This is a genomic window from Nakamurella sp. UYEF19, from assembly GCF_040546275.1.
Lineage (GTDB): Bacteria > Actinomycetota > Actinomycetes > Mycobacteriales > Nakamurellaceae > Nakamurella.
This window is the reverse complement of the sequence record NZ_JBEPNO010000015.1, coordinates 106530-129562: the sequence shown is the minus strand read 5'-3', so window position 1 is coordinate 129562 and position 23033 is coordinate 106530. Positions and strand designations below refer to the sequence as shown.

At 68.3% G+C, this 23033-nt stretch carries 19 protein-coding genes; 6 read left to right on the top strand and 13 right to left on the bottom strand.

All coding sequences use genetic code 11. From position 1 onward, the window contains the following. The 4 genes from ABIB25_RS19400 to ABIB25_RS19385 are packed head-to-tail and all read right to left on the bottom strand — an operon-like array spanning position 1 to position 6233. Positions 1–1008, bottom strand: coding sequence for a class I SAM-dependent methyltransferase (locus tag ABIB25_RS19400; RefSeq protein ID WP_354530152.1), 1008 nt, complete (start codon positions 1006–1008; stop codon positions 1–3). Next, on the bottom strand, positions 1005–3491 hold the full coding sequence (locus ABIB25_RS19395; RefSeq protein ID WP_354530151.1) for a glycosyltransferase: 2487 nt from the start codon (positions 3489–3491) through the stop codon (positions 1005–1007). Before ABIB25_RS19395 ends, ABIB25_RS19400 begins: the two co-directional genes overlap by 4 nt. Before the next feature lie 28 nt (positions 3492–3519). After that, positions 3520–4710, bottom strand: coding sequence for a glycosyltransferase family 4 protein (locus ABIB25_RS19390; RefSeq protein ID WP_354530150.1), 1191 nt, complete (start codon positions 4708–4710; stop codon positions 3520–3522). After that, the gene (locus tag ABIB25_RS19385; RefSeq protein WP_354530149.1) at positions 4710–6233 is read right to left on the bottom strand and encodes a class I SAM-dependent methyltransferase; all 1524 of its coding nucleotides are present in this window, start codon (positions 6231–6233) and stop codon (positions 4710–4712) included. The genes ABIB25_RS19390 and ABIB25_RS19385 overlap by 1 nt, the downstream gene beginning before the upstream one ends. A gap of 278 nt (positions 6234–6511) precedes the next feature. Between ABIB25_RS19385 and gmd the strand changes: the two genes are divergently transcribed. The 4 genes from gmd to ABIB25_RS19365 are packed head-to-tail and all read left to right on the top strand — an operon-like array spanning position 6512 to position 9917. Further along, entirely contained in the window at positions 6512–7498 is a 987-nt protein-coding gene (gmd, locus tag ABIB25_RS19380) for a GDP-mannose 4,6-dehydratase (protein ID WP_354530148.1), read from the top strand. Between the two features lie 9 nt (positions 7499–7507). After that, a complete protein-coding gene (locus ABIB25_RS19375) occupies positions 7508–8476 on the top strand; it encodes a GDP-mannose 4,6-dehydratase (protein WP_354530147.1) in 969 nt (322 codons plus the stop codon). After that, positions 8476–9087 (top strand): GtrA family protein, encoded by a 612-nt coding sequence (locus ABIB25_RS19370; protein WP_354530146.1) that lies wholly within the window; start codon positions 8476–8478, stop codon positions 9085–9087. The genes ABIB25_RS19375 and ABIB25_RS19370 overlap by 1 nt, the downstream gene beginning before the upstream one ends. Continuing rightward, entirely contained in the window at positions 9084–9917 is an 834-nt protein-coding gene (locus tag ABIB25_RS19365) for a glycosyltransferase family 2 protein (RefSeq protein WP_354530145.1), read from the top strand. The genes ABIB25_RS19370 and ABIB25_RS19365 overlap by 4 nt, the downstream gene beginning before the upstream one ends. 157 nt (positions 9918–10074) lie before the next feature. Here the strand turns inward: ABIB25_RS19365 and ABIB25_RS19360 are convergent, their stop codons facing one another. From ABIB25_RS19360 to ABIB25_RS19340, 5 genes are all read right to left on the bottom strand, one after another. Beyond that, positions 10075–11988, bottom strand: coding sequence for a putative glycosyltransferase family protein (locus tag ABIB25_RS19360; protein ID WP_354530144.1), 1914 nt, complete (start codon positions 11986–11988; stop codon positions 10075–10077). Between the two features lie 80 nt (positions 11989–12068). After that, entirely contained in the window at positions 12069–13100 is a 1032-nt protein-coding gene (locus ABIB25_RS19355; protein WP_354530143.1) for an NAD-dependent epimerase/dehydratase family protein, read from the bottom strand. Beyond that, positions 13097–14260 carry a glycosyltransferase gene (locus tag ABIB25_RS19350; protein WP_354530141.1) on the bottom strand — a complete coding sequence of 388 codons (1164 nt, stop codon included), beginning with the start codon at positions 14258–14260 and terminating at the stop codon, positions 13097–13099. The genes ABIB25_RS19355 and ABIB25_RS19350 overlap by 4 nt, the downstream gene beginning before the upstream one ends. 147 nt (positions 14261–14407) lie before the next feature. Then, positions 14408–15232 (bottom strand): hypothetical protein, encoded by an 825-nt coding sequence (locus tag ABIB25_RS19345; protein ID WP_354530140.1) that lies wholly within the window; start codon positions 15230–15232, stop codon positions 14408–14410. Between the two features lie 835 nt (positions 15233–16067). Beyond that, positions 16068–16958 carry a hypothetical protein gene (locus tag ABIB25_RS19340; protein ID WP_354530139.1) on the bottom strand — a complete coding sequence of 297 codons (891 nt, stop codon included), beginning with the start codon at positions 16956–16958 and terminating at the stop codon, positions 16068–16070. A 338-nt stretch (positions 16959–17296) separates the two neighbouring features. Here ABIB25_RS19340 and manB point away from each other — a divergent pair, with 338 nt between their 5' ends. Further along, positions 17297–18376 (top strand): mannose-1-phosphate guanylyltransferase, encoded by a 1080-nt coding sequence (manB, locus tag ABIB25_RS19335; protein ID WP_354530138.1) that lies wholly within the window; start codon positions 17297–17299, stop codon positions 18374–18376. Positions 18377–18547: 171 nt separating this feature from the next. Here the strand turns inward: manB and ABIB25_RS19330 are convergent, their stop codons facing one another. The 3 genes from ABIB25_RS19330 to ABIB25_RS19320 are packed head-to-tail and all read right to left on the bottom strand — an operon-like array spanning position 18548 to position 21779. After that, the gene (locus ABIB25_RS19330) at positions 18548–19921 is read right to left on the bottom strand and encodes a coenzyme F420-0:L-glutamate ligase (RefSeq protein ID WP_354530137.1); all 1374 of its coding nucleotides are present in this window, start codon (positions 19919–19921) and stop codon (positions 18548–18550) included. Next, positions 19918–20943 (bottom strand): 2-phospho-L-lactate transferase, encoded by a 1026-nt coding sequence (cofD, locus tag ABIB25_RS19325; protein WP_354530135.1) that lies wholly within the window; start codon positions 20941–20943, stop codon positions 19918–19920. Before cofD ends, ABIB25_RS19330 begins: the two co-directional genes overlap by 4 nt. A gap of 50 nt (positions 20944–20993) precedes the next feature. Continuing rightward, positions 20994–21779 (bottom strand): site-2 protease family protein, encoded by a 786-nt coding sequence (locus ABIB25_RS19320; RefSeq protein ID WP_354530134.1) that lies wholly within the window; start codon positions 21777–21779, stop codon positions 20994–20996. 416 nt (positions 21780–22195) lie between these two features. Between ABIB25_RS19320 and ABIB25_RS19315 the strand changes: the two genes are divergently transcribed. After that, positions 22196–22447 carry a WhiB family transcriptional regulator gene (locus ABIB25_RS19315; protein WP_354530169.1) on the top strand — a complete coding sequence of 84 codons (252 nt, stop codon included), beginning with the start codon at positions 22196–22198 and terminating at the stop codon, positions 22445–22447. 11 nt (positions 22448–22458) lie between these two features. Here ABIB25_RS19315 and ABIB25_RS19310 read toward each other — a convergent pair whose 3' ends face one another. Further along, on the bottom strand, positions 22459–22968 hold the full coding sequence (locus tag ABIB25_RS19310) for a metallopeptidase family protein (RefSeq protein ID WP_354530132.1): 510 nt from the start codon (positions 22966–22968) through the stop codon (positions 22459–22461). Between the last annotated feature and the right edge of the window lie 65 nt (positions 22969–23033).

The following is a 23033-nucleotide window of genomic DNA, read 5'->3' as shown; positions in this document are numbered from 1 at the left end:
TCAGTGCGCGGCGTGTTCGACGGTGCTGTCGGCTGCTTCGTCGGTAGCCGGAGTCGATTCGTCGTCAGCGGTGCTCTTCACGGGATCCACCACGGTGATCGTGGGGTCGGCGAGCCGGAAGCCGAGCGTCCGGGAATCGGCCACGTCCAGCGGCGCGGAGATGGTGGCGAACACCAGTCTGGTTGGCCCAGGCGCGATCTCGAGGGTCCGGCTCCACCAGGCGTCGGCGTCGGCCTGCACTCTGACGCGGTCCATGAAGGCGATGCCGGGCGTCGAGCAGGTGACCGTCACGGTGGCGGCGCTACCGGGGGAACGTCCGATGGCGCTGGCGACCTCGACCGTCACCGGGTGGTCGAGGTGGTTGATGACCATCAGTTCGGCCCGGAGGTCGCACCAACGCCAGCTACCCGAGTCCGAGAACTCGGGATCCCAGAAGCCGGCCAGCCAGCCGACGGTCACCGGATCGAGCTCGTCGACGTCGTCCAGATCCCCGAACTCGCTCAGCGAGGTGAGCATCCAGCCGTCCCTGGTACCGATGACGGTCCGGTGGAAACCCGCTCCGCGCAGGGCTTTCGCCAGGATGATGTCGGAGAAACCGGCCAGGTGGAAGTCGCCGGTGTAGCCCTGGGTGCCGAACAGCTGGCCGAGCATCTGCTTGTGGTCCGCTTCGTTGTCGTGCGTGACGAAGAAGCGTCCGCAGGCGACGACGTCGGGCATCTGCAGCTCGAGGGTGCCGCCGGGGCGCAGCAGCCTTGCCCACTCCGTCAGGGCAGCGGCGGTGTCGCTGCGCGGCAGGTGCTCGAGCACATCGATGGCGATGATCTCGTCGAAGGTGTCGCTCGGCAGCATGGCCAGATCGCGGACGTCACCGACCAGATCCGGACCGTGGAAATCCTGGAAATCGACGTTCAGAAATCCGTCGCGAAGATCGAATCCGCAGCCCAGGTTCAGGCGTCGCGGATGGATCGCGGGATCGAAGACGAAGGTTGATTCCTGACTGATGCTCACCTGGAAGATGCTAGCGGTTGCCCGCCCCTGCGGGGACGACGTGACCCGCCGACACCGGCGGTTCGTGGCGCAAGATCGAGGGCCTTCTCGATCGCCGCCGTTGCCACCTCGCCCAGCGCCTGCCAGCCGTAGCTCGCCTCGACCAGGGTCCTGGCCCGCGCCGTGCGGGCGGGCGCCGTATCGGCCGCCTGCAGCTCGGTGCGGATGGCCGCGGGGAAGTCGGCGAGGTCGGCCACCCGGACCAGACCGGGGTCGAAGTTGAGTCCGCGCATCCCCACCGGGGTGCTGACCAGCGGGATGCCGGCCGCGAGGTACTCGACCACCTTCAGGTTGGTCCCCGACCCCGAGGTCAGCGGCGCCAGGGCCAGATCGGCGCTGCGCAGCACCGTCTGCTTGACGGCGTCCGAGACGATGCCCAGCAGGAACACGTTGGGCGGCAGGGTGAGGTTCTCCAGCGTCTGGCAGTGGCCGCCCATCAGCAGGAACGCCACCTCGGGGAGCCGGGGGGCCATCTCCACGATGGCGCGGCCGGCGGCGTTGTTGGGGGGGTGCCAGGAGCCGACGAACGTGGCCAGCGCCTTGATGCCACGGCCACGGCCGTTGCGCTGCAGACTGGCCAGCCAGCGCTCGCGGTTGTGCCGGCGCTCGTTCATCGGGGTGAAGTCGACGGCGTTCAGGTCGGCGCCGTTGGGCACCAGCAGGAATTTGTTCTCGTCGGTGCCGTAGAGATCCCGCAGGCTCTGCCGGTCCTGGTCGGAGACCGTCATGATCAGGTCGGCGTCGCGGCAGGCGTTGCCCTCGACCTCCAGCACCTCGGCCCGCATCGCGTCCCCGGCGGCGTTGAGCGGCAGCATCTGGGACTTGAGGACGTACTCGCAGTTGAACGCGTCGTAGATCACCGGCAGGTCGGTCCGGAGGAGTTCGACGGCCGGGTTGAGGAAGGGGTCGGCCAGCAGGACGCCGCTCGCACCCTTCAGCGACTGCTCCAGCAGCATCATGTATTCCGGCGTGCGCGGGACCAACCGGCCGGCGACCATGTCGGTCACCGGCATGGCCACGCCGGAGGAGAGGACCAGCTCCTGCGCGTGGTGGTCCTCGGACCGCGCGACGACGTACTCCGTCATCCCCGGCATCACCTCCTTGACCGAAGTCGGGGTGAAAGGGGTTGCCAGACAGAGCAGGTCGATGTCGAATCGCTTCGAGAGCGCGCCGTACAGGTGGTACATCCGCAGCTGTCCACCCCCGCGCGGCGGCCAGACGGGGAACGTCGACGTGACCACCAGACGGGGACGACCGCTGCGCGTCGCCGGGGCCGAGCGCAGGTCCCGGCGGGTCCGTGCCCCGACCAGATCGGTCGCGACGTTCGTCCAGCTGATGTCCCGAACGGCACGGTGGGCCGCCGCAGCGGTGGCCGGCGCCATGCCGAGTTCTTCGAGCAGGTGGAGCCCCTTGCCGAGGGCCTGCGGCGTCGGATCGACGATGAACCCGTTCCGGCCGTTGATCACGAACTCGGTCGGCCCACCGGCGTCATAGCTGGTGAGCACGGGTTTGCCGGCGGTCATCGCCTCGATGGTGACCAGACCGAGGTCCTCGTCGAACGGGATGAACGGCACTCCGATGGCTCGTGCGTAGTGGTCGACGAGGTCCTCGGGCGACAGCCGGCCGACGAAGCGGATGCGCGGATCGCCGGCGGCGAGTGCCTCCAGCCGGGCGGATTCCGGGCCGCGCCCGCCGATCAGCAGCTGACGGGTTCCGGTGTAGTGCTCCATCGCGCGGATCACCAGGTCGAGACGTTTCGGCGCGTCGTGCCGGCTCGCCGTGAAGAAGAACTCACCGGGTGCCTCGCGCAGACCCTGCAGGTCCGACGGGGGATAGAGGACCTGGGCGTGGACACCCGGAGGGAAGTAGTCGGGACGGTCGGCGACGGTCCGGGAGATGGCGAAGTGGCGGGAGATGGCCCCGGGCCGCATCGCCATCGCGTCCATCGCCCTGATGAGCAGGCGCCCGACCGGGCTCGGGTGGCCGAGGGACGGGTGATCGGGGCCGAGCTCGGCGAGGCTGGAACGCCAGGCGTCGAAGAACCCGGGCAGCTCGCCGGGGGACCGCAGCGCCGCCGCCGCGGCGACCAGCCGGTGCACCGCCGGCTCCGGTGACGTGTCGACGAGCGGCAGGTGGAAGGCGCCGTAGCTGTCGTAGAGGCCGCGGAGCGGATGGAGCAGGTAGAGGACGTGCTGCGGGTGCGACACCATCCAGCCCGGGTACTTGCCGCTGATCACCAGGTCGAAGTGATCGAGATCGAGGTGGGTGAACGCTTCGTAGGCCGACATGACCTCTGGGAGCGTGCGCTCCCGCACCGGGATCTTGACCAGTTCGACGTCGTGCGGGGACCGGTCGGCCAACTCGCGGTAGAGGCCGGTCCAGACGGCCTCGGCCCCACCGGGATCGAAGGGGACGGGACTGGGCGCGACGATTGCGATCTTCACGGTGTACCGGCTGTCTTGATCCCGAGCATCAGCCCGCCTGGACCTTGTCGACGGCCGAGAGCAGTTGGGCCCTTGCCCTTTCCGGCGTCCGTTCGCGGGCGGTCTGCCGGCCCTTCTCGCCCATCGCCCTGGCCAGGGCGGGCTCGTCGGACAGCAGGTCGATCGCGGCCGCGATGGCCGCCGGGGTCGGGTCGACCACGAGACCGTTCTCGCCCTGGCGGACCAGGGCGGTCAGCCCGCCGCCGTCGCGCAGGACGATCACCGGTTTGCCGTGGCTCATCGCCTCGACGATCGTCAGGCCGTCGTCCTCGTCGTAGGCCGGGGCCAGCACGCACAACGCGTTCCGGTACAGGTCGGCGAGGGTGTCGTCGTCGACCCGGCCGGCGATGTCGATACGCGGGTGTTCGCCCTCGGCGGGTCCGTCGGGGATGCCGGAGTTCAGCCAGATGTCCTCGTCGGCGAGACCGTGTGGGTCGAGTCCGGCGGCCAGTTCGCCGGCCAACTGGCGGACGAACGGCAGCCGCCCGCCGTCGCCGACCAGGACACCGGTGGCCCCCGCTGCCGCGGCGATACCGAGCACGGCCAGCTCGGTTCGCTTGGTGAACTCGTGACGGCTGACGCAGAGGACGTGCTCGAATCTGCCCTCCGGCGCGTCGTCGGCCCCGGCATCCTCCGACATGGTCGGGCCGGCGGCCTGGTACAGGCTGACGGGCACGTCAGGGCCCTGGAACCGGTGCAACCGCTCGATGGCCCGCTCGGAGCCGGCCAGGAAGTGGGTGACCCCGGCGAAGTCCTGCGCCTCGGCCTCGCGGAGCAGGGCAGAAGCCTTGGTGTGCAACTGTTTCGGCGCGTGACCGGCGCGGATCCAGACGTCCTCGAGGTCGTAGAAGGCGCGCGCGTGGTGGTAGAACAGCGCCAGCAGCCGGGGGTGCTGGACCGCGTACGACGGCGGCTGGGTGGAGATCACCATGTCGGCCCACGAGACGTCCAGGTTGCGGAACGCCTCGAGCAGGGCGAGGTGGCTGAACCACTCCGGTGCGCGGTCCCAGCTCTCCGGGGGGACCTCGGTGTCGAACGGGTGGCGCGGCACGGTCGGGACGTCGATCTGGAACCAGCGGATCTCGTGGCCGGCGTCGATCAGGTCCTGCTCGATGACGCCGAGCACCTTCTCGAAGCCGCCACGAATCCGCCAATCGGGCTTGACGATCCCGATCTTCATCAGGCGACCTCGGCGCGGCGCGCATGCACCAGGTAGTCCTGCGGACCGAAGAGCGCCCATTCCACGTTGCGGACCACCCGGCTCAGCCTGGCGTCGGCCTCCCCGTTCTCCGGGTCGCCCTCCTTCAGCACCGAATCCTCGATGACGGGGTGGACGTAGTGGACCTCCACGTCGACGAAGCCGCGGGACTCCACCAGGAAGGCGAGGAAGTCCGGGTGCAGCACCCGCAGGTGCGTCGGGTCGAGGTAGAAGTTGGCCGCACCGACGATGAGGTTGGTCGGGTTGGGCGTCTCGAGCAGCAGCACTCCACCGGGTCGGAGGGCGAGCAGGGCGCTGTCCAGCAGCCTGACCAGCACGTCCATCGGGATGTGCTCGACGAACTGGAACGCGGTGACGGCCTGCAGACTCGATTCCGGCAGCTGCTCCAGGTGCGCGAGCGCGTCGCCGACCCGCGCGTCGAGACCGGCGTCCAGGGCCTCGGCGACCATGGCCGTGTTCGAGTCGACGCCGTACGCCTTGACGCTCAGCTCGTCGAGCAGGTCGAGCCATTCGCCGCGTCCGCAGCCGAGGTCGAGCACCGGCGAGGTACTGCCGGCGAAACCGGATACGAACGGCACCGCATCCTGCTGGCGGGCGCGGATCTCGTCACGGGTGCCGCGGAAACGGTGCTCGAAGTCGACGTAGGTCGAGTCGTCCAGCGTCGCCGGGATGCCCGGCTCGAGCACGGGGCCGGCCTTCAGGGCTGAGGGCACTGCGTCCTGCGTGATCCCGGGGGGCGTGCCGATCTGCGCCGATGCCGTCCGGACGAGCCGGCTGACGAGTGTCCTGGTGCGGTGCAGTTCGCTGCGATCGTGCAGAGCGGTGCGCTCCATGGCCGACAGCCGGACGTCCAGACCGCGGGCGTTCTCGTGCATCGCGTGGTCGTCCTCCTTGAGCGAGGCCGTCGTCTGCGCGATGAGTTCGGTGAGTCCGCCGACACTGCCGGCCACGTTCTCGGTGACCTTCTCGACGCTCTCGGCGACGTCGTCGACACCGAGCTCGACGCTCGTCAGCTGGGCGTGCAGGCTGTTGCTCAGCCGCCCGAGGTCGAGCTCCAGCTTGGCGACCCGGTCGACCATGCTGGCGTTGCCGGACGCCGAGCCCGTGTCCAGCTGGTTCCGCATCTCGCCGAGGGCCCGACCGTGCGTGATCTCGAGCATCTCGATCGCGTCGGCGAGGTCCTGGCCGGCCCGCACCAATTTGTGCGTGTACAGCCGGGACGACCGCATCAGCAGTCGCTTGGCGAAGCGCATCCGGGTCGGACCGACGATGTTCTGCTCGGACAGCAGCAGGCGGGCGTTCACCAGCTGGGCCGTCGTGACCCCGGCTCCGGGGGCGGGCGCCGGCGGTGGCGGCGGGGTCCGACGGACGAGAGCGCGCACGGACCCGGCGCGCTCGGCGATCCTGGCCATCAACGACATCGCCGCCGCGTCGGCGGGATCCGCGGCCGAACGACCCTTCGTGGCCGGGCGATTCGAAGCCATCGGAGTCCTCTCGATTCGTGCTGTCGGAAGTACTGATCCACGTGTGGTGGTGATCTTCTGCGGATGGTGCCGGAGCTTCGCGGACTCGGCCGCGGCCGGTGCAGGCACCGGCGTCGGATCATATCGTGACCTCGTCGCCGCGAGGCTCGCCCCGCGCGCGGCCCGGCCCGGCCCGGCGGTGACCGCGGCAGTGTCCGGGCCGGTCGGGGCCCTGAAGATGGTTACGATGTCCCCCGAACACGAACCGACACCACTGTCACTCCACGAGAAGGAGATCCATGCCTCGCGCCCTCATCACCGGAATCACCGGACAGGATGGCCTCTACCTGGCCGAACTGCTGCTGTCCAAGGGATATGAGGTGTTCGGGCTGATCCGGGGGCAGAACAACCCCAAGCGCGCGCTCGTCGAGCAGGAGCTGCCCGGCGTCACCCTGCTGACCGGCGACATCACCGACCTGTCCAGCCTGATCCGCGCCTACAACGTCGCGAAGCCCGACGAGGTCTACAACCTCGGCGCCATCTCCTTCGTCGCGTACTCGTGGGAGAACGCAGCGCTGACCAGCGACGTCACCGGGATCGGCGTGCTCAACATGCTCGAGGCCACCCGCCTCTACGCGGGCGACGACGTCTCGAAGGTGCGTTTCTACCAGGCGTCGTCCTCGGAGATGTTCGGCAAGGTCCAGCACGTCCCGCAGAGCGAGTCGACCCTGCTGTGGCCGCGCTCGCCCTACGGCGTCGCCAAGGTCTACGGCCACTACATGACGATCAACTACCGCGAGTCCTACGGCATGCATGCCAGCTCCGGCATCCTGTTCAACCACGAGTCGCCGCGGCGTGGCAGCGAGTTCGTCACCCGCAAGGTCACCCAGGCGGTCGCCCGGATCAGCCTCGGCCTGCAGGACAAGCTGTCGCTGGGTAACCTGGATGCCAAGCGCGACTGGGGTTTTGCCGGCGACTACGTCGAGGCCATGTGGCGGATGCTGCAGGCGGACGAGGCCGACGACTACGTCATCTCCACCGGTGAGACGCACTCGATCCGCGAGCTCCTGGACATCGCGTTCGCCCGGGTCGGCATCGAGGACTGGTCCTCCTACGTCTTCGTCGACCCCAAGTTCTTCCGGCCGGCCGAGGTCGATCTGCTGATCGGCGACGCCAGCAAGGCGAAGGACAAACTCGGTTGGACGCCCAAGGTCTCGTTCACCGAGCTGGTGCACATGATGGTCGACAACGATCTTGCGCAGCAGCGCGCGCTGTCGGGCAAGTAGCCCGACGGCATGGGGAAGGTCTTCATCACCGGACTGTCCGGCCAGGACGGCGGGTACCTGGCCGAGCAACTGCTCGCGGCCGGTGACGAGGTGCACGGGTTGGTCCGGGAGCAGGACCGACCGGCGCCCTCGTCGGACGGCACTGGCCCGCAGCTGGGCGCCGCCCATCTGCACATCGCCGACCTGACGGACACCCCTGCACTCACCGCGCTGATCAAGGAGATCGCACCGGACGAGATCTACAACCTCGCCGGTATCTCCTCTGTCGCGAAGTCGTGGGCTGAACCCGTTGCCACCGGCGAGGTCTCGGGCCTCGCGGTGGCGGCAGTGCTGCAGGCGGCGTGGGAGTTGTCGGAGGCGCGCGGCAGCTCGGTCCGGGTGGTCCAGGCCGCCAGCGCGGAGATCTTCGGCAATCCGGTGATCAGCCCACAGGACGAATCGGCGCCGATCGCACCGGTCTCGCCCTACGGCGCGGCGAAGGCCTATGCGCACCACATGGTCGGCGTCTACCGCGGTCGTGGTCTGCACGCGGTCTCGGCGATCCTCTACAACCACGAGTCACCACGCCGCCCGACGGCATTCGTCACCCGCAAGATCACCAGGACCGCCGCGCTGATCGCCCGCGGCGAGGCCGACGAACTGGCGCTGGGCAACCTGGACGCCCGCCGTGACTGGGGCTGGGCCCCTGACTACGTCGACGCGATGGTCAGGGCGGCCCGTCATGACGTGGCCTCGGACTACGTGATCGCCACCGGCGTGTCGCACTCGGTGTCGGAGTTCGTCGCCGCCGCGTTCACCCACGCCGGCATCACCGACTGGGAGCGGTACGTGCGGGTCGACCCGGCTTTCGTCCGCCCGGTCGACGCCGTGGAGCTGACCGGCGACTCCAGCCGGGCCCGCGCCGAACTCGGTTGGGCGCCGACGCTGGCCTTCGACGAGATCGTCGCGGCGATGGTCGACACCGACCTGCAGGCCTGATGGCGAGCCACCCGCGGCTGGATCCCTCGCAACGGCCCGACCCGGCAGACCGGTCGGGACGCCCGCTGCCGTCCGGGTCGCCGGAGCCGTCGCTGCCGGAGGTCCCGAAGCCGTCGGCCGAGGAGTCGGACTCCCCGGGGCCGCTGCTGCGGTTGATCCGCGACCAGCGGGTGGCGTTCCTCATCGTCGGCGGTCTGAACACGGCAGTCGGGCTGGCCGGGTTCGTCTTCTTCAACTCGTTCATCCACCTGTGGGGTGGCGACGTGGCCGTGCTGCTCGCGCAGTGCATCGCCATCCCGTTCGCGTTCGTCCTGCACCGCCGGTTCGTCTTCCGGGTGTCCGGGCACGTGCTGCGCGACTTCTCCCGGTTCGTACTCGTGAACGTCATCCCGGTGAGCGTGAACCTCGCCGTGCTCCCGATCCTCACGAAGGTCTTCGGGTGGAAGGAACTGCCGGCCCAGCTCGCGTTCACGGTCGTCTGGGTGGTCTGCAGTTACTTCCTGCACCGCGGATTCTCCTTCCGCCGCACCGAGTCCGACGGTGTTCCCGCGCCGGACCAGACCGACCACCGCGCCAGTCACCCGGCGCCCAGGCCCGGAGAAGCGGCGTGACGCCTCGGGTGTCCGTCGTCGTCCCGTCCTACAACAACGGTCCGCACATCGAGGCCGCCATCCATTCGATCCTGTCGCAGACCTACGCCGACTTCGAGCTGATCATCTCCGACCACTCGTCCACCGACGGGACCTGGGAGAAGTTGCAACTGTTGGCCTCCGACCCCCGGATCCGGCTGATGCAGGTGCCCGCCGGGGGCGGTGCGCCGGCGAACTGGACGGCCGTCACCGACGAGGCCAGGGGTGAGCTCATCAAACTGGTCTGCGGCGACGACCTGCTCTACCCGACCAGCCTGGCCGAGCAGGTGGCCGCCTTCGACCAGCACCCAGAGGCGGTGCTGGTTGCCTCGCAGCGCGACATCGTCGACGAGACCGGCGTTCCCGTCGTCCAGGGCCGCGGCGTGCAGCATCTGCACGGCATGGTCGACGGGCTGACGGCCATCCGCCGCACGGTCCGCGCCGGCACCAACGTCTTCGGCGAACCGGCCTGCGTGATGATGCGTCGCCAGGTGCTGGCCGACAGCGGCGGCTGGGACTCACGTTCGCCGTACCTGATCGACCAGGCGACCTGCTCCCGGGTGCTCCTGCACGGGCCGATGGTGGCCGTGCGGCGACCGCTCGCCGGATTCCGGATCAGCGCGCAGCAGTGGAGCGTCTCGCTGTCCCGCGAGCAGTCGGAGCACGCCAGGGCGTTCCACGCGATGCTGCGGTCCGAGCACGAGGGCCTGCTCAGCGGCTGGGACGTCCGCCTCGGCGACGCCAGAGCCACCCTGATGGCCTGGAAACGCCGCGCCGCCTACATCTGGCTCCGCCGCCGCATGGGCATCTGACCCTCTCCGCCCCTCGCCCCTGCCCCCTGGTCCTGCCCCCCAGCCCCCCGGTGCGCATACAGAAGTGCCCGGCGCATACCGAATCACCCGAAAACGGGCGTCCGGGGCCGTTTTCGGGCAGAACTGTATGCGCGGCCGGGGTGTCTGCCGTCAGGAATCAGTTGGTGCCGGGCGGAAGGTGGGTGATGGCCTGCGCGATCGCGACCCGTTGTGCCGGGGTGGTGGTGGCGTCCAGGGCGGCGATTGCCGGCGTCAGCGACAGGAAGCTCCAGCTACCGTCCGGGCTGACGAGCGACGGCTTGCCGAGCAGGGTGCGGAGTGACGCCTCCATCGCTTTCCCGTGATCCTTCAGCGCCGCCCGATGGACGACGATCCCGGCGAAGCCGATGGCGGCCAGATTGCGTGTCATCGTGGCCGGTGTCTGGGTCGCGACCTTCGATGGCCAGTCCGACTGCGGGCGGCCCTTGATCCCGGCGGCGGACCACCGGAGTGTGCTGGAGTGCAGGTACAGCTTGATCTGGTCGCTCTCGGGTAGGCCGTTCGAGGTGTTCCCCTCGGGAAAGGCCTGGTAGGGCAGCTGGAATAGCATTGTCCCGCCCGGCAAGCGCGCCTGCAACGCGTCGACGAACACGCCGTCGGACTCGAAGGCCGCCTGGGTGGCGCGATAGGGCGGGACGGTGTCGCTGATCGTCTGATCGCCGGCACCGACGAGGAGCACCACGACGGCAAGTGCAGCAACCCACCGCGCGGGTTGCTGTGTCATGGAGCGGTCCGGTCCCCGGTCCCCGGTGTGCTCGGTGCGCTCGGTGCGCAGGGACCGCCCTGACCGCCGGGCCGACCATCGGGCAGCCAACCCTTCGAGGGCCAGTCCCAGCGCTGCGAGCGCGAATAGCGCAATGAAGATCGCGATCCGGTTCCAGCCGCGCACGCTCGCCGTGACGAACGAGAGCACTGTGCCGAGCCCGCCGACGGTGCCCCACATGAATGCGATCCAGGTCAGCGCGGAAAGGCTCTGCAAGGTAGTTCTTCTGGCCTCCTGGGCGGCGGTCGGCGTCCGGCGGACGGTCCCGGTCAGCGCCAGTAGAGCCAGGAGCAGCAGCATGACGAAGCCGATCGCGGCCACCAGGCCGAGCGCGGGCTCCTCGCTGGGGAGCGGGTAGTGGTTGTCGTAGATGCTCCGCGCCTGCGCCAACCATGGAATCGGATGGCCCGGCGCCGGCAGGATCAGCGACGTGAACTTGAAGGCATAGACCTCCGCTGCGATGGGGGTCCGGACCAGCGCCGTCCCGTCGCTACCGGTCACCAGCTGGTAGATCAGGTCCGGAAGCAACGCGAGGACGAACGTCGCGGCCAGCACGGCTCCGGCCGCGACAGCGCCGAGGAACCGTCGTCCGTTCCGGCTCCGGACCCAGGTCAGCAGGCCGATCGGGGCCAGCAGCAGCGCGGTGAACAACCCGTAGTAGGCGCCGCTGTAGGTGACGAGCACCAGGATCAACACGGTGCCGGCCCCGCGCCCGGTGAGCAGGCCCAACAACTGGGCGGGCCGCCGCCGGGCCGTCGCCCAGGTGGAGGTGAGCGCCCGCACGCCCCACAGCCTCTCGCCCCGCGCCGCTCGCACCAGCACGACCAGTGCGAGCGGGACGCAGTAGTACGAGGCCAGGAACAGGTGTCCCTCGTTCCGGATGAAGTGGTACGGAGCGAGCGCGAAGAGCACGGACATCGTCACCGTCATCCACGGCGACAGCCCGCAGACCCGCAGGAACCAGACCGCGGTCAGCGCGCAGAGCAGGAATCCGAGCAGGTAGTACAGATTGAACGCGACCGCCCAGTTCCCCGCCAGGAACCCGAGAACCTTGGCCATCACAGGATTCAGGTCGTCCGAGAACGGAAAGTCGTGGTAGTGCTGGCCGTACGGCGCGCCGAGCGCGGGTTGGTATTCGTACCAACCGGTTTCCATCACGCTCTTGAAGTACTCGGCGCTGCCGACGGCGTCACCGGAGTAGTAGAAGGGCGAGGACAGGCTGGCCCGCCAGAGCCGCATCATGAACGTCAGCAGCACCGCCGTGACCACGCCGCTGGCAGTGTAGATCCCCAGATCCGATCGCCGAACCCGATCGATCGCGCGCCGGCCTACCGAACGATCCACCGGCGCTACCGCGACGCCGTCTGTGCGGTTCGCAGCATTCCGGCGGCGGTGGCGGCGATTCCGGCCGGCAAGGTGGTCAGGGTCCGACGGTCGAGTTCGGGCCAGACGACGGACCGGAACCGCAGGTCCTTGACCTGCAGCATGGCGTTGACCGAACTGCCCAGCACCAGCCGGGGGGACCGTTTGAAGACCTGCCGGCAGACGGCCACCAGCGCTGCGATGGTGGTGCCCTGCTGCGACGCCAGGATCTTGACGACAGTGCGCTGGTCGCCGTGATCTTCATGAGCGGCGTCATGGTCGAGCATGTCCGCGACCATCGACGCGCAGTCGGTGACGAACAGGTAGTCGCGGATGGTGTCGAGCGACACGTAGACCGAGATAGGTTGTCGCGTCAGGTTTCCCCGGCACAGGTGCGAGATCAACCCCTGACCCTTCGACAGGTTCTGACCCGGACCGTAGAGATTCGACATGCGGCCGATGCGCATCCGGTGCCCGGTGGCCGCGGCGAAGTCCGTCGCCACCCGCTCGCCGGCGAGCTTGGCCCGTCCGTAGGCCGAGATCGGGACCGGGACATCCCGTTCGTCATAGGGTCGGCCGGCGTTTCCGCCGGCATGCAGACCACCGGCGGAGGAGGACAGGAACACCGTGCCGGTACCGAGATCGCGTCGCGAGGCGATCTCGGTGAGGAAGTCCTCGAGGGTGGCGACCTCTTCGGCCAGGATGGCGTCCGTGGTCCCGGTGACGCCGGCGCCGGCAGACCAGGCGATCCGCCAGGGGGCGGGCCCATCGACGCTGGATCCGCGGTCGGGAAGGGATCGGACCGCAGCGGCGAGGCGGTCGAGTCCGTCGACCAGATCAGCTCTGGCCTGACGGGTGGTCCAGGCGATCGGACTGGTGAGCACGGTGCCGGGGCGGTGTTCCAGGGTGTTGGTGAGGGCCTTGCCGAGCAGACCGCCGGCGCCGATCACCCAGGTGACGGGTGCCGGCCGGCCGTTTCCGGCGTCGCCCGAAGGGACTCTGACCGTCGAGGGGCTCACGGTCGGATGGGCGGAACGGTCACCGTCGCCGACGCTCCCAGGTCGGGAGCCTGAGGTGCAGGGTCGGTCACCGTTGCCTGCACCGTCGGGAGAGCGGGTGGTGCGAAAGGTGTTTGACCGGGTGTGTGCTGGCCAGGGTGGACCGGCAGAGTGGGCATCGCGCGGCCCATCGGCCCGTCGCCGGGATCGCTGACGATCAGGTAGAGCGGCTTGCCCATCGCCATGTTCACCGCGACACCGATGTACTCGGCGATGATCCCGAGCGAGAAAAGGATGGCGCCGCTGCAAACCAGCAGCGCGACCATCAGCGACGGCCACCCTTGCGGCGTCGAGACGTCCCAGAACGACGCCGCGATCAGGAAGTAGAGGGCCAGCAGGAAACCGCCGACGGCGAACACGATGCCGAGCAGGCTCACCAGGCGCAAGGCCCGGGTGCCACTGGACAGCACCATGCGCCAGAAGTGGGACGTCAGGGACCGCAAGGAGTAGCCGGACGGGCGGCTGCCCTCTTCGCGCAGGACGATCGGCGCGGTCGCCACTTTGCGCGCGACCCAGGCCAATGCCACGTCCAGGTAGACCCCGGCACCGGCGTAGGCGGCCACGCTGCGGCCGATCTCGCCGAGTACCAGGCGGAAGCTCTGGAACTCGGTGGCGTTGACGTCGCTGGTCGAGAGGCGCAGCAGCCGTTTCGACGTCCGGGACGCGAGATTGCGCACGACGCCGTGGGGCGGCTCGTTGGTCGGGTGGGCGTAGACGACATCGGCGAGCTCCGTCATGGCCACGTCGAGCATGGAACCGATGAAGGCCGGATCGTGCTGGCCGTCCTCGTCCAGGGTGACGATCCAGTCGCTCCCGGACGAGGCCATCCCGGCGAGCGTGGCCGGATGTTGGCCGAAGTTGCGGCTCAGCCAAATGGGCCGGACGAACGGGTAGACCAGCGCGAGCTGACGAATGACCGCGGCGGACGCGTCGGGGCCGTTGTCGTGGACCAGCAGCACCTCGGCCACGTGGAGGCGATGACCGGCCGGGCTGGAGTACGCCTGCGTAAGCGGCGCGATCTCCGCGAGCAAGGCGCCGAGGGTCCGCTCACCCTGGTAGACGGGCACCACCACGGACACCGAATGCGCTCGTGCCAGCGACCCGGATCCTTCGCTGTCCATCGTCGTACTGTAGCCAACCTGAGGTGAGGCGGGCATCAACTGAGCCCAGCCAGGGCCCGCAGAAAGTAGCGGTGTGGCTGGACGCGTCTGGCACGGCGGCTTGACCGACGCGCCAGACGCGTTGGTTCTGTCGAAACAGCAGTGTTGCTACTGCCCGTTCGCCGTGAAGCAGCTGAAGTATGCGTATAGGTAGGTGTAGCTGTCGTCTCCGCCGGGATCGACAATATTGATCTGGTAAGCGTGACCGGTCAGGGCGACTCGCTTAGTCGCCGTTCTGTCGGCTGCGACATTAAGCGTTGCTGCGTCTGCGTCCTCCTGAACGACCTGAATCTGCCCGGGCTGAGTTTGACTGGTGGCACTCTTCCCAGCAATGACGGTCACTGATCGACAGGTCGAGTAGTTCTGGCTGAGCGAGACGCCGCTTCCATTGCCATATACATCAATGTAGCGAAAGAGATTCGAGCCAATTGTTGTTGTTGAGCTAGTGTGGCCGTATACGGCCTCAGCCGTAATTGCTGAGTAGACGTGGAACAGCACCGCCGGCGAAACAGCCAGTACGCGGGCTCCAATGCGGACCACCAGTCGCGCGTAGAAGGTGCCGATCGGCGGCGTTTTGAAAATCGCCGTAAGACCAACGTTGTTGGTGGCCGCCACGTTGCCGACGGTGCCCCAGGCGTTGGCGGTCCCGAACGTGCGCTGCAACTGCACGCCAGCGCCGCGCGGAACATTGCGGAGGTAGTAGACGACCTTCGCGTATCCGTTGACGACCTGCGGGTCGGCCATCCGGAACACGCCGAAGCTCACCGCTGCGGCCGTCGAGGCCAAATTTGCAGCAGTCGTACTTGAAATGGCCGGACCAGCTGACGCAGCAGGTGCAGCCAGCACCGTCCCTGCAGAAAGCGCGAGTCCGAGTGCGCCAATAGCAAGCTTTCGTCGTAGTCCGGAATTGCCCGAGCCGATGAGTCTCTTCATGTGATTCTCCCCCTACGCGATGCGAACAAGTTCCGTCACTCTAGGGACAAACCGCTCCAAACGGAACCCCTAAGGACTCGGACCACTCTTGAGGGTAGGAACGGCCAATTGGAGTCGGTTTGGCAGCAACCCATTGCGCTGAACGGGGGGATGTGTCACACCTGCCGCATGGTCTCACCGGGCGAGGGTCAATAACCTTGCGGAGCGTGACCGTTGGATACCTGCCGTCACAGCGCCTCGGGCGATGTGGTGCGGCCGGACGATGCCAACCGGCCCCGATCTGTTGATCATACCGTCCAGGCCACTGACCTGTCGTCGAGTAGCCGCTGAAGTAGGCGTAGCAGTACATGGTGGAGAAACCATATCGACAATAGGTAGGCGCCAGAAATTTGTCCAGTGCGTTTCCATCGAGCGAATCATAGGCTGATACTGCGCCCTGGGGTGGACGGTCCATAACATATTCCTGGTTGTTGTCCTGTACAACGCTGATGCGCGCGATGTTGACCTCGTCACTATCGACGCCGAAGAGTGTGACACTGCGACAGGTGGTCTGAGTCCAGGACACGGTGTTGGTCTCAGCATAGGCGGCCGACTCGACGTGTTTCCAAATTCTTGCCTCCGACGGCTCCACGGGCGCTGGCTACCCCGAACGTGCGCTCCAATTGAACGTCGGTCCCGCGCAGAACATTGCGGGGGTAGTAGACGACCTTGGCATAACCCTTGACAACCTCCGCATCGGCCATTCGGAAAAGACCTAAAGCAAACCACGAGCGGAACCCCTGCGGGTCCGCTCCGCTCGCAGGCCCGAACTCCCGTTGGTTCGATCAGCCGCGAGTCACTGTCCGGTCGAGGTATAGCAGGAGAAATAGGCATAGAAGTAGAGGTAGTCGTCGCTCGGCTCCAGCGTGATGGTCAGGGCCAGACCGCTCAGCGGAACACGCGCGGAAGAGATCGCCTGTGGCTGGATGGTGAGCAGGGTGGGAGCCGTGCCCTGTTGGCTGACCCGGACGTTCGCCGAGTGCCGGGTGCCGGAATTGCCGCCCGACACGGTCACGCTGCGACAGGTCGAGTGGTCCACCGACATGGTGTTCGAGGCGAATCCCGTGTAGTCGATGTAGCGCAAATATGCAGAGCCAATCGTCGCCGTCTTCACCGTGGAGTTCTGGCCGATGCTCCGGTAGACCGACTCGGCCGGTAGGGCCGCATAGACCCGGAAGGATCGCGATGGCGATACCGCGAGCACCCGACTGCCGATCCGCACCACTAGCCTGGTCGAGAACACCCCGATCGGCGGCGTACGGAAGAGCGCGCTGGTACCGACCTCGTTGGGCCCCGGGACGTTTCCGATGAGTTGCCACCGGCCGGACCCGGCGGGCGAGACCTCCAACTGGGCGCCGGCACCGCGTGGCACGTTCCGTAGGTAGTAGACGATTCGGGCATAACCGTTGATGACCTGCGGGTCGGCCACCCGGAAGACGCCGATCCTCACCGGCGCGGCGGCCGCGCCGGCCGGAGTGGCGGCCGCGCCGGCCGAAGCGGCGGCCGCGCCGGCCGAAATGGCGGCCGAATCGACCCGGACCGGCACCGCTGCTGTCGCCGGCCTCACGGTCAGGACGTTGAGGAGCAGCAGCGCGACGGCGGTCGCCGCGGGCACCCTCCAGGTGCGTCCCGCGCGTGCCGTCCTGCGGTACTCGTCCACCGATTCCCCCGCTCGAAGCATGATCATGTCCTGTCATGCTAAGGACGGAACCTGGCTCGGGGCGGCGTTCACGGGTATGTCTGCCCTGATGGGTCCGCTGCGTCGCCGACCGTCGCTGCGGCGGCCTGCAGCCTGCCCCAACGGGTGAATTTTTCCGTTTCGGCCGGTGCTGCATCGACGTAGAGTGCCCCGAGTCTCAGCAGATCGATCGGTCCCGGACGCGGGTGGACCGTACTATTCGCCAGAGCATGAGACCGACGCCGGACTCCGGCGGGCGTCCAGGCGGTCGGAAAGTCATCGGGACTGCCGCCCTATTTGGCCGCCGCATCTGACAGACACACCCTGACTGCTGAACGAGGAGAACGATGGAAAAGGCCAAGGACGTCGACGCGGTGGTTCTGGTCGGTGGGCAGGGCACCCGGCTGCGGCCGCTGACTCTTTCCGCGCCGAAACCGATGCTGCCGACGGCCGGGGTGCCGTTCCTGGAGCATCTCCTGTCCCGCATCCGCCAGGCGGGTATCACCCATGTGGTGCTCGGTACGTCCTACAAGGCGGAAACCTTCACCGATTATTTCGGCGACGGGTCGGCCTTCGGCCTGGAGATCGAGTACGTCGTCGAGCAACAGCCTCTCGGTACGGGCGGGGCGATCCGCAATGTCTATGAGAAGCTCCGCGGGACCGATGTCATGGTGTTCAACGGCGACATCCTCTCCGGAGTGAATCTCAACGGACTGCTCGCGACCCACCGCGACAACTCCGCCGACGTCACCCTGCACTTGGTCAAGGTGGCCGATCCGCGGGCGTTCGGGTGTGTCCCGACCGACCCCGACGGCCGGGTGGAGGCCTTCCTGGAGAAGACCGAGACCCCGCCCACCGACCAGATCAACGCCGGTTGCTACGTGTTCAAGCGCAGCGTGATCGCTGACATCGCCGCTGACACGGTCGTCTCCGTAGAGCGCGAGACCTTCCCCGGCCTGCTGGCATCGGGTGCGAAGGTGATGGGCCACATCGACACCAGCTACTGGCTCGATCTGGGCACTCCGGCGGCGTTCGTCCAGGGGTCGGCCGATCTGGTGCGCGGTCTCGCCCCGACCGACGCGCTTCCTCAGCCGGCGGCCGACCTGCTCGTGTTGGACGGCGCCGTCGTCGCCTCCGACGCGGTGGTCGGTGGCGGCACCACTCTGGGCCGCAACGTCAAAGTTGCTGCCGGTGCGAGTGTTGATGGATCCATCGTGTTCGACGGCGCCGACATCGGCGAGGGCGCCAAGATCGTCCGCTCGGTGATCGGCCACGGGGCCGTCATCGGCGCCGGAGCCGTCGTCAGCGACGCGGTGATCGGCGACGCGGCCGTGGTCGGCGCCGGATGCGAGTTGCTGGGCGGCCTGCGGGTCTGGCCGGGGATCGAGATCCCGGCCAACGGTGTTCGTTTCTCCGCTCCGTCCTGAGTCGGCCGCAGCGCGGGCGGAGTCTGCATCGGCAGACGACCCAGGGTCGGACGCTGACAGCAGGTAACGCGTTCGCCCCATGGCGTTCGGGCCGCGATGAATCGCCGTACCGACGGCGTTACCTGCTGTCAGGGACGTACCCGAAGCACCATCGCCCTCCGGAAGCCTGGATTACCGGACGATCAGAGCGTCGGCCACCTCGGCCGGCGGCCGGGGAGCCATGGGATCGTGCGGGTGGCCGATGGCGATGGCGCCCAACGGTTCCCAGTGCGACGGCAGGTCCAGCACGGACCGCACGACGACCGGCGCGAAGATCGTCGAGGAGATCCACGCCGATCCGAGGCCTTCAGCGGCGAGTGCGACCAGCAGGGCCTGCACGGCGGCCCCGCCGGCCACCGTGAACATCGTTCTTTCGGCCTGGCGGCGTCGCTCGTCGGGATAGTCGTGACGACCGTCGCCGGTGACGAACGGGATGACGATCTCGGTGGCCTGGTCGAGGATCTGGCCCCGGGCGGTCCGCCGGTCGATGCGGTCCTGCGGCCAACCGTCTGACGAGAGGTCGGCCTCCCACTCGGCCAGCATGGATTCCAGCATCGACCGGCGATGCTCGCGGAGCAGGACGAAGCGGACCGGCCGGGTGTGGTGCGGCGCCGGTGCGGTCAGGGCGATGCCGACGCATCGCCCCAGCACCGCCGGGTCCACCGGAGCGCCGGTGAACGTCCGCACCGTCCGGCGCAGCAGCACCGCCTCGCGGCGCCCTTGCGCCACCGACAGATCCGTGCCGAGCCGGAACAGGTCCTCCTCGTACGGGCGGAGCAGGGTGCGCGCGGCGGAGGCATCGCAGGATTCCGGGCCGTCGAGCCCGCGGACCACGGCCACCGGCACGCCCGCGAGTTTGCCCTTGACCAGGTCGCCGGCCGCGGCGATCTCGTCACCGAGCCCGACCTGCGTGACGACCAACTCGTTGCCGAACGCGTCCACCCCGCCGCGGTGGTCCTCCAGTACCTGCACTCCCGCAGCGCCGATCGCCACGTCGGTGACGCCGTTGCGCCAGGCGCGGCCCTGCGTGTCCGTGATGATCACACCGATCCGCAGGCCGCGCTGCGCGAACGCCGCGACGATGCCCGACGCGGAGGCGTCCGGATCATCGGGCAGCAGCGCGATCTCGTCCAGCCGCACGTTCGAGGCATCGATACCGGCCGCGGCCGCGATGATGCCCAACCGGTTCTGGACGATCTTCGTCCGGCCCATCTGAGCGACCAGCCGGACCGTGTGGGCGTCGATCAGGTCCCGACGGAACTGCTCACGTGCGACCGGATCGGTCGGGGAGGGGACCAGCGCCCCCTCGCACTTGGACACCGCCTTCGACGTCACCACCAGGACGTCGCCGTCGATGATCCAGGGCGCGGCTGCGGCTATCGACCCGGCCAGGTCGTCACCCGGGCGGAAGTCAGGAAGTCCGTGGACGGGCATCACCTGCAGCCCGGCCGGCGCCGCCGCCGCACCGTCGGGGATCGCAGCGGCATCGCTAGTCGGCCCGTTCATCGGGACAGCTCCAGGCACGCCGCCACCATCGCGGCGGTGGCTTGCGGGTCCATCATCAGCAGGGGAGCCTCCGCCACCCGGACGCCGGGGATCTGCACGTCCTCACCCTCGGCGACGAGGAAGCCGTCCAGCAGTCCACCCTCCGACCTGGCCCCGTAGTGCCGCCCCACGCCCTGGGCGCTGCACTCGACATCGATGGCGGCCAGGCAGGCATCGGCGTGCCCGCGCAGCGGTTTGCCGGCGATCAGCGGGGAGACGCCGACGATCCTGGCGGGTGCGGCCAGTAGTGCCTCGCGGAGACCGGGCACGGCCAGGATCGGTCCGATCGAGACCACCGGATTGGAGGGTGCCACCAGGATCAGATCGGCCGTGGCGAGTGCCTCGAGTACACCCGCTCCCGGCCGAGCCTCCTCCGCGCCGACGAACACGAAACGCTTGGCCGGAATGCCGGCCCGATAACGCGTCCACCACTCCTGGAAGTGCAGCGCGACATCTGGCGCACCGGCGGTGCTGCCGGGCCCCGGCTCGAACGCCGGATCGCTGACCACCACGTGGGTCTCGATCCGTTGGTCGGACATCGGCAGCAACGTCACCCCCGGTTGCCACTTCGCGCCGAGGGCCGCTGTGACGGCCGACAGCGGATATCCGGCATCCAGCATCCGCGTGCGGACCAGGTGGGTGGCGATGTCCTTGTCGCCGAGGGAGAACCACGGTGCCTCGGCGCCGTACGAGGCGAGTTCGGCTGCCGCGGTCCAGGTTTCGTCGAGCCGCCCCCACCCTCGGACAGTGTCGGCCACGCCGGACAGCGTGTAGAGGCAGGAATCCAGGTCCGGGCAGACCTGCAGCCCGTGCAACCGGATGTCGTCGCCGTTGTTGACGATTGCCGTCACGTCAGGCGTCGCGGCCTCGCCGGTCACGGGATCGGTACCGGCACCGCCGAACGGGTCCAGACCGACGAAAGCCTTGACGCCCAGCAGGAACTTCGCCCCGCCGACACCGCCGCTGAGCACAGTGATCTTCACCCGAGCGATCCTGCCACTGTTGGGCGACGGGTCGGTCCAGCAGGCCGAGGCTACTGCCAGAACCGGAACGCGCCGGCGCCGATACCGGCCGCGACCCTGATGGGAAGCGTGCCGAAAAGATCCATCAGCCAGTAGGCCGGCTTGAACAGGTAGAAGCTGGCGTTCGGGATCGAGAACAGGATCACGAAGACGACCAGCGGTGCCCAGGGGCGGATCGGGGCGATGGACCGGCGCGTCGAGGCGGACAGGTATGGCTCGATCACCCCGAACCCGTCGAAACCGGGCACCGGCAGAATGTTCAGGATGGCCGTCACGAATTGCAGCAGAGCCAGGAACGAAAGAGCCTGATATAACCCGTTCGGGTCGAACACCCCGTTCGTGAACTCCACCGGTAGCGCTCTGGTGATGAAAACCAGCAGTATGCCGAGGACGAGGTTGGTGGCCGGGCCCGCCAGTGATACCAAACTGGACCAGAGTCTGGTGCGCAGTCGGTGGTTCTCGATGAGCACGGCGCCACCGGGCAGGGGAATGCCCCCGATCGCCAGGATCACCACCGGGATGACGATGCTGTACGCGGCGTTGAGGTAGCGGAAGGGGTTCAGCGTCAGGTAACCCCTTGCGCGGACGGAGGAATCACCGCCCGCGAGTGCGGTGGCCGCGTGCGCGAACTCGTGGAAGCAGAGTGTGATCACCCAGCCCGCCAGCACCAGGACGAAGATCCAGACACCGATCGGCGCCGTGTTGGTGGCGGCGGCCCAGCCCGCCGCGACAGCGATGGCGACCAGGGCCGGGAACACCCATCTGCCAGCGGCCTGCTTACTCAGAGATCCGGTCATACCTCCAGTGTGCGGCAGGAAAAACGCCTGATAGCACGCATGGCGCTTGACGCGACGCGGGACACACCTGTGTAATCACATCGATGTGATTCGTTGGTGCTCGCTTGGACGCCGAACTTTCTGGATTGCTCTCGGCCCTCCTGGGTCGAATCTGCTCGGCTGTCGGCTCGGGCTCGAACACCGCTGGCTCGAACACCGCTGGCTCGAAGAACACTGAAAGGACTCGGCCTGTGTCGAATCTGGGGGAAGTCTCCACCGTGCAGAACGTGATCGATTCGGCGGAGGACGAGTTCGACGTCGCGGATTCCGACGACGCGGACAGCGCGTTCGACGCACCGCCGGTCGCCCTGACCGCGTTCCACCGTGCCCCCGGCATGTTCGATCCGGCTGCGGTGACCCCGTCTGCGTTCAGCGAGATCGAGGTCGGAAGCGATCTACTCCTGGGTGACGAGGCCGACTGGCACGAGCGGGCTCTGTGCGCCCAGACCGATCCGGAGGCTTTTTTCCCCGAGAAGGGCGGGTCCACCCGCGAGGCGAAGAAGATCTGCACCGGCTGCGAGGTCAGGGCCGAATGCCTCACCTACGCCCTCGCGAACGACGAGCGGTTCGGCATCTGGGGCGGGCTCAGCGAGCGAGAGCGCCGCCGTCTCAAGCGCAGCGTCGGCTGAGCTCGGTTCGTCTATTGCGCTCCACCCTCACCGAGAACAGCGGTGAGCTGCTCGCCCAGCACCTCGGCGACCAACTCGCCCAGATCGCCTGAATCGGCCGCCCTGACTTCCAGCGGGCGCCGGTAGACCACCACCCTGGCCTTCGTAGCTCTGCCCCTGGCGTCCACTCCCGGGGGCGAGAACCGGGTCAGCGGCACGCCGCCGTCCAGGACCACGTCAGACGACGGCACGACGTTGCCGGGCGGAAGCGATGGGACCTCGTCGACGGCGAACTCGATCGACGCCAGTTCGGTGGGCCAGCGCTCCTCCAGATCCGCAACGGCTTCCAGGACAGCGTGATCGAACTGCTGGGCCCGCGTTCTGGCGGCCGGCAGCTGGGCCGGCAGCAGCGGTGTCCGCAGACCTCGCCCTCGTCGGTCCCGGTGCAGGCGCCGGCTGGTCCGCCCGGGCGCTGGGGTTGGCCCGGAGGTGCGGGTGGCCCGCCCGGTTTCGGGGATCTGATTCGCGCTCGGTTCTGCCATGACGAATGTGAGTGTAGGAGCCCGGCGCGCGCCTGCGACTCCCCGGCGCGCCGCCACCTTCTGGC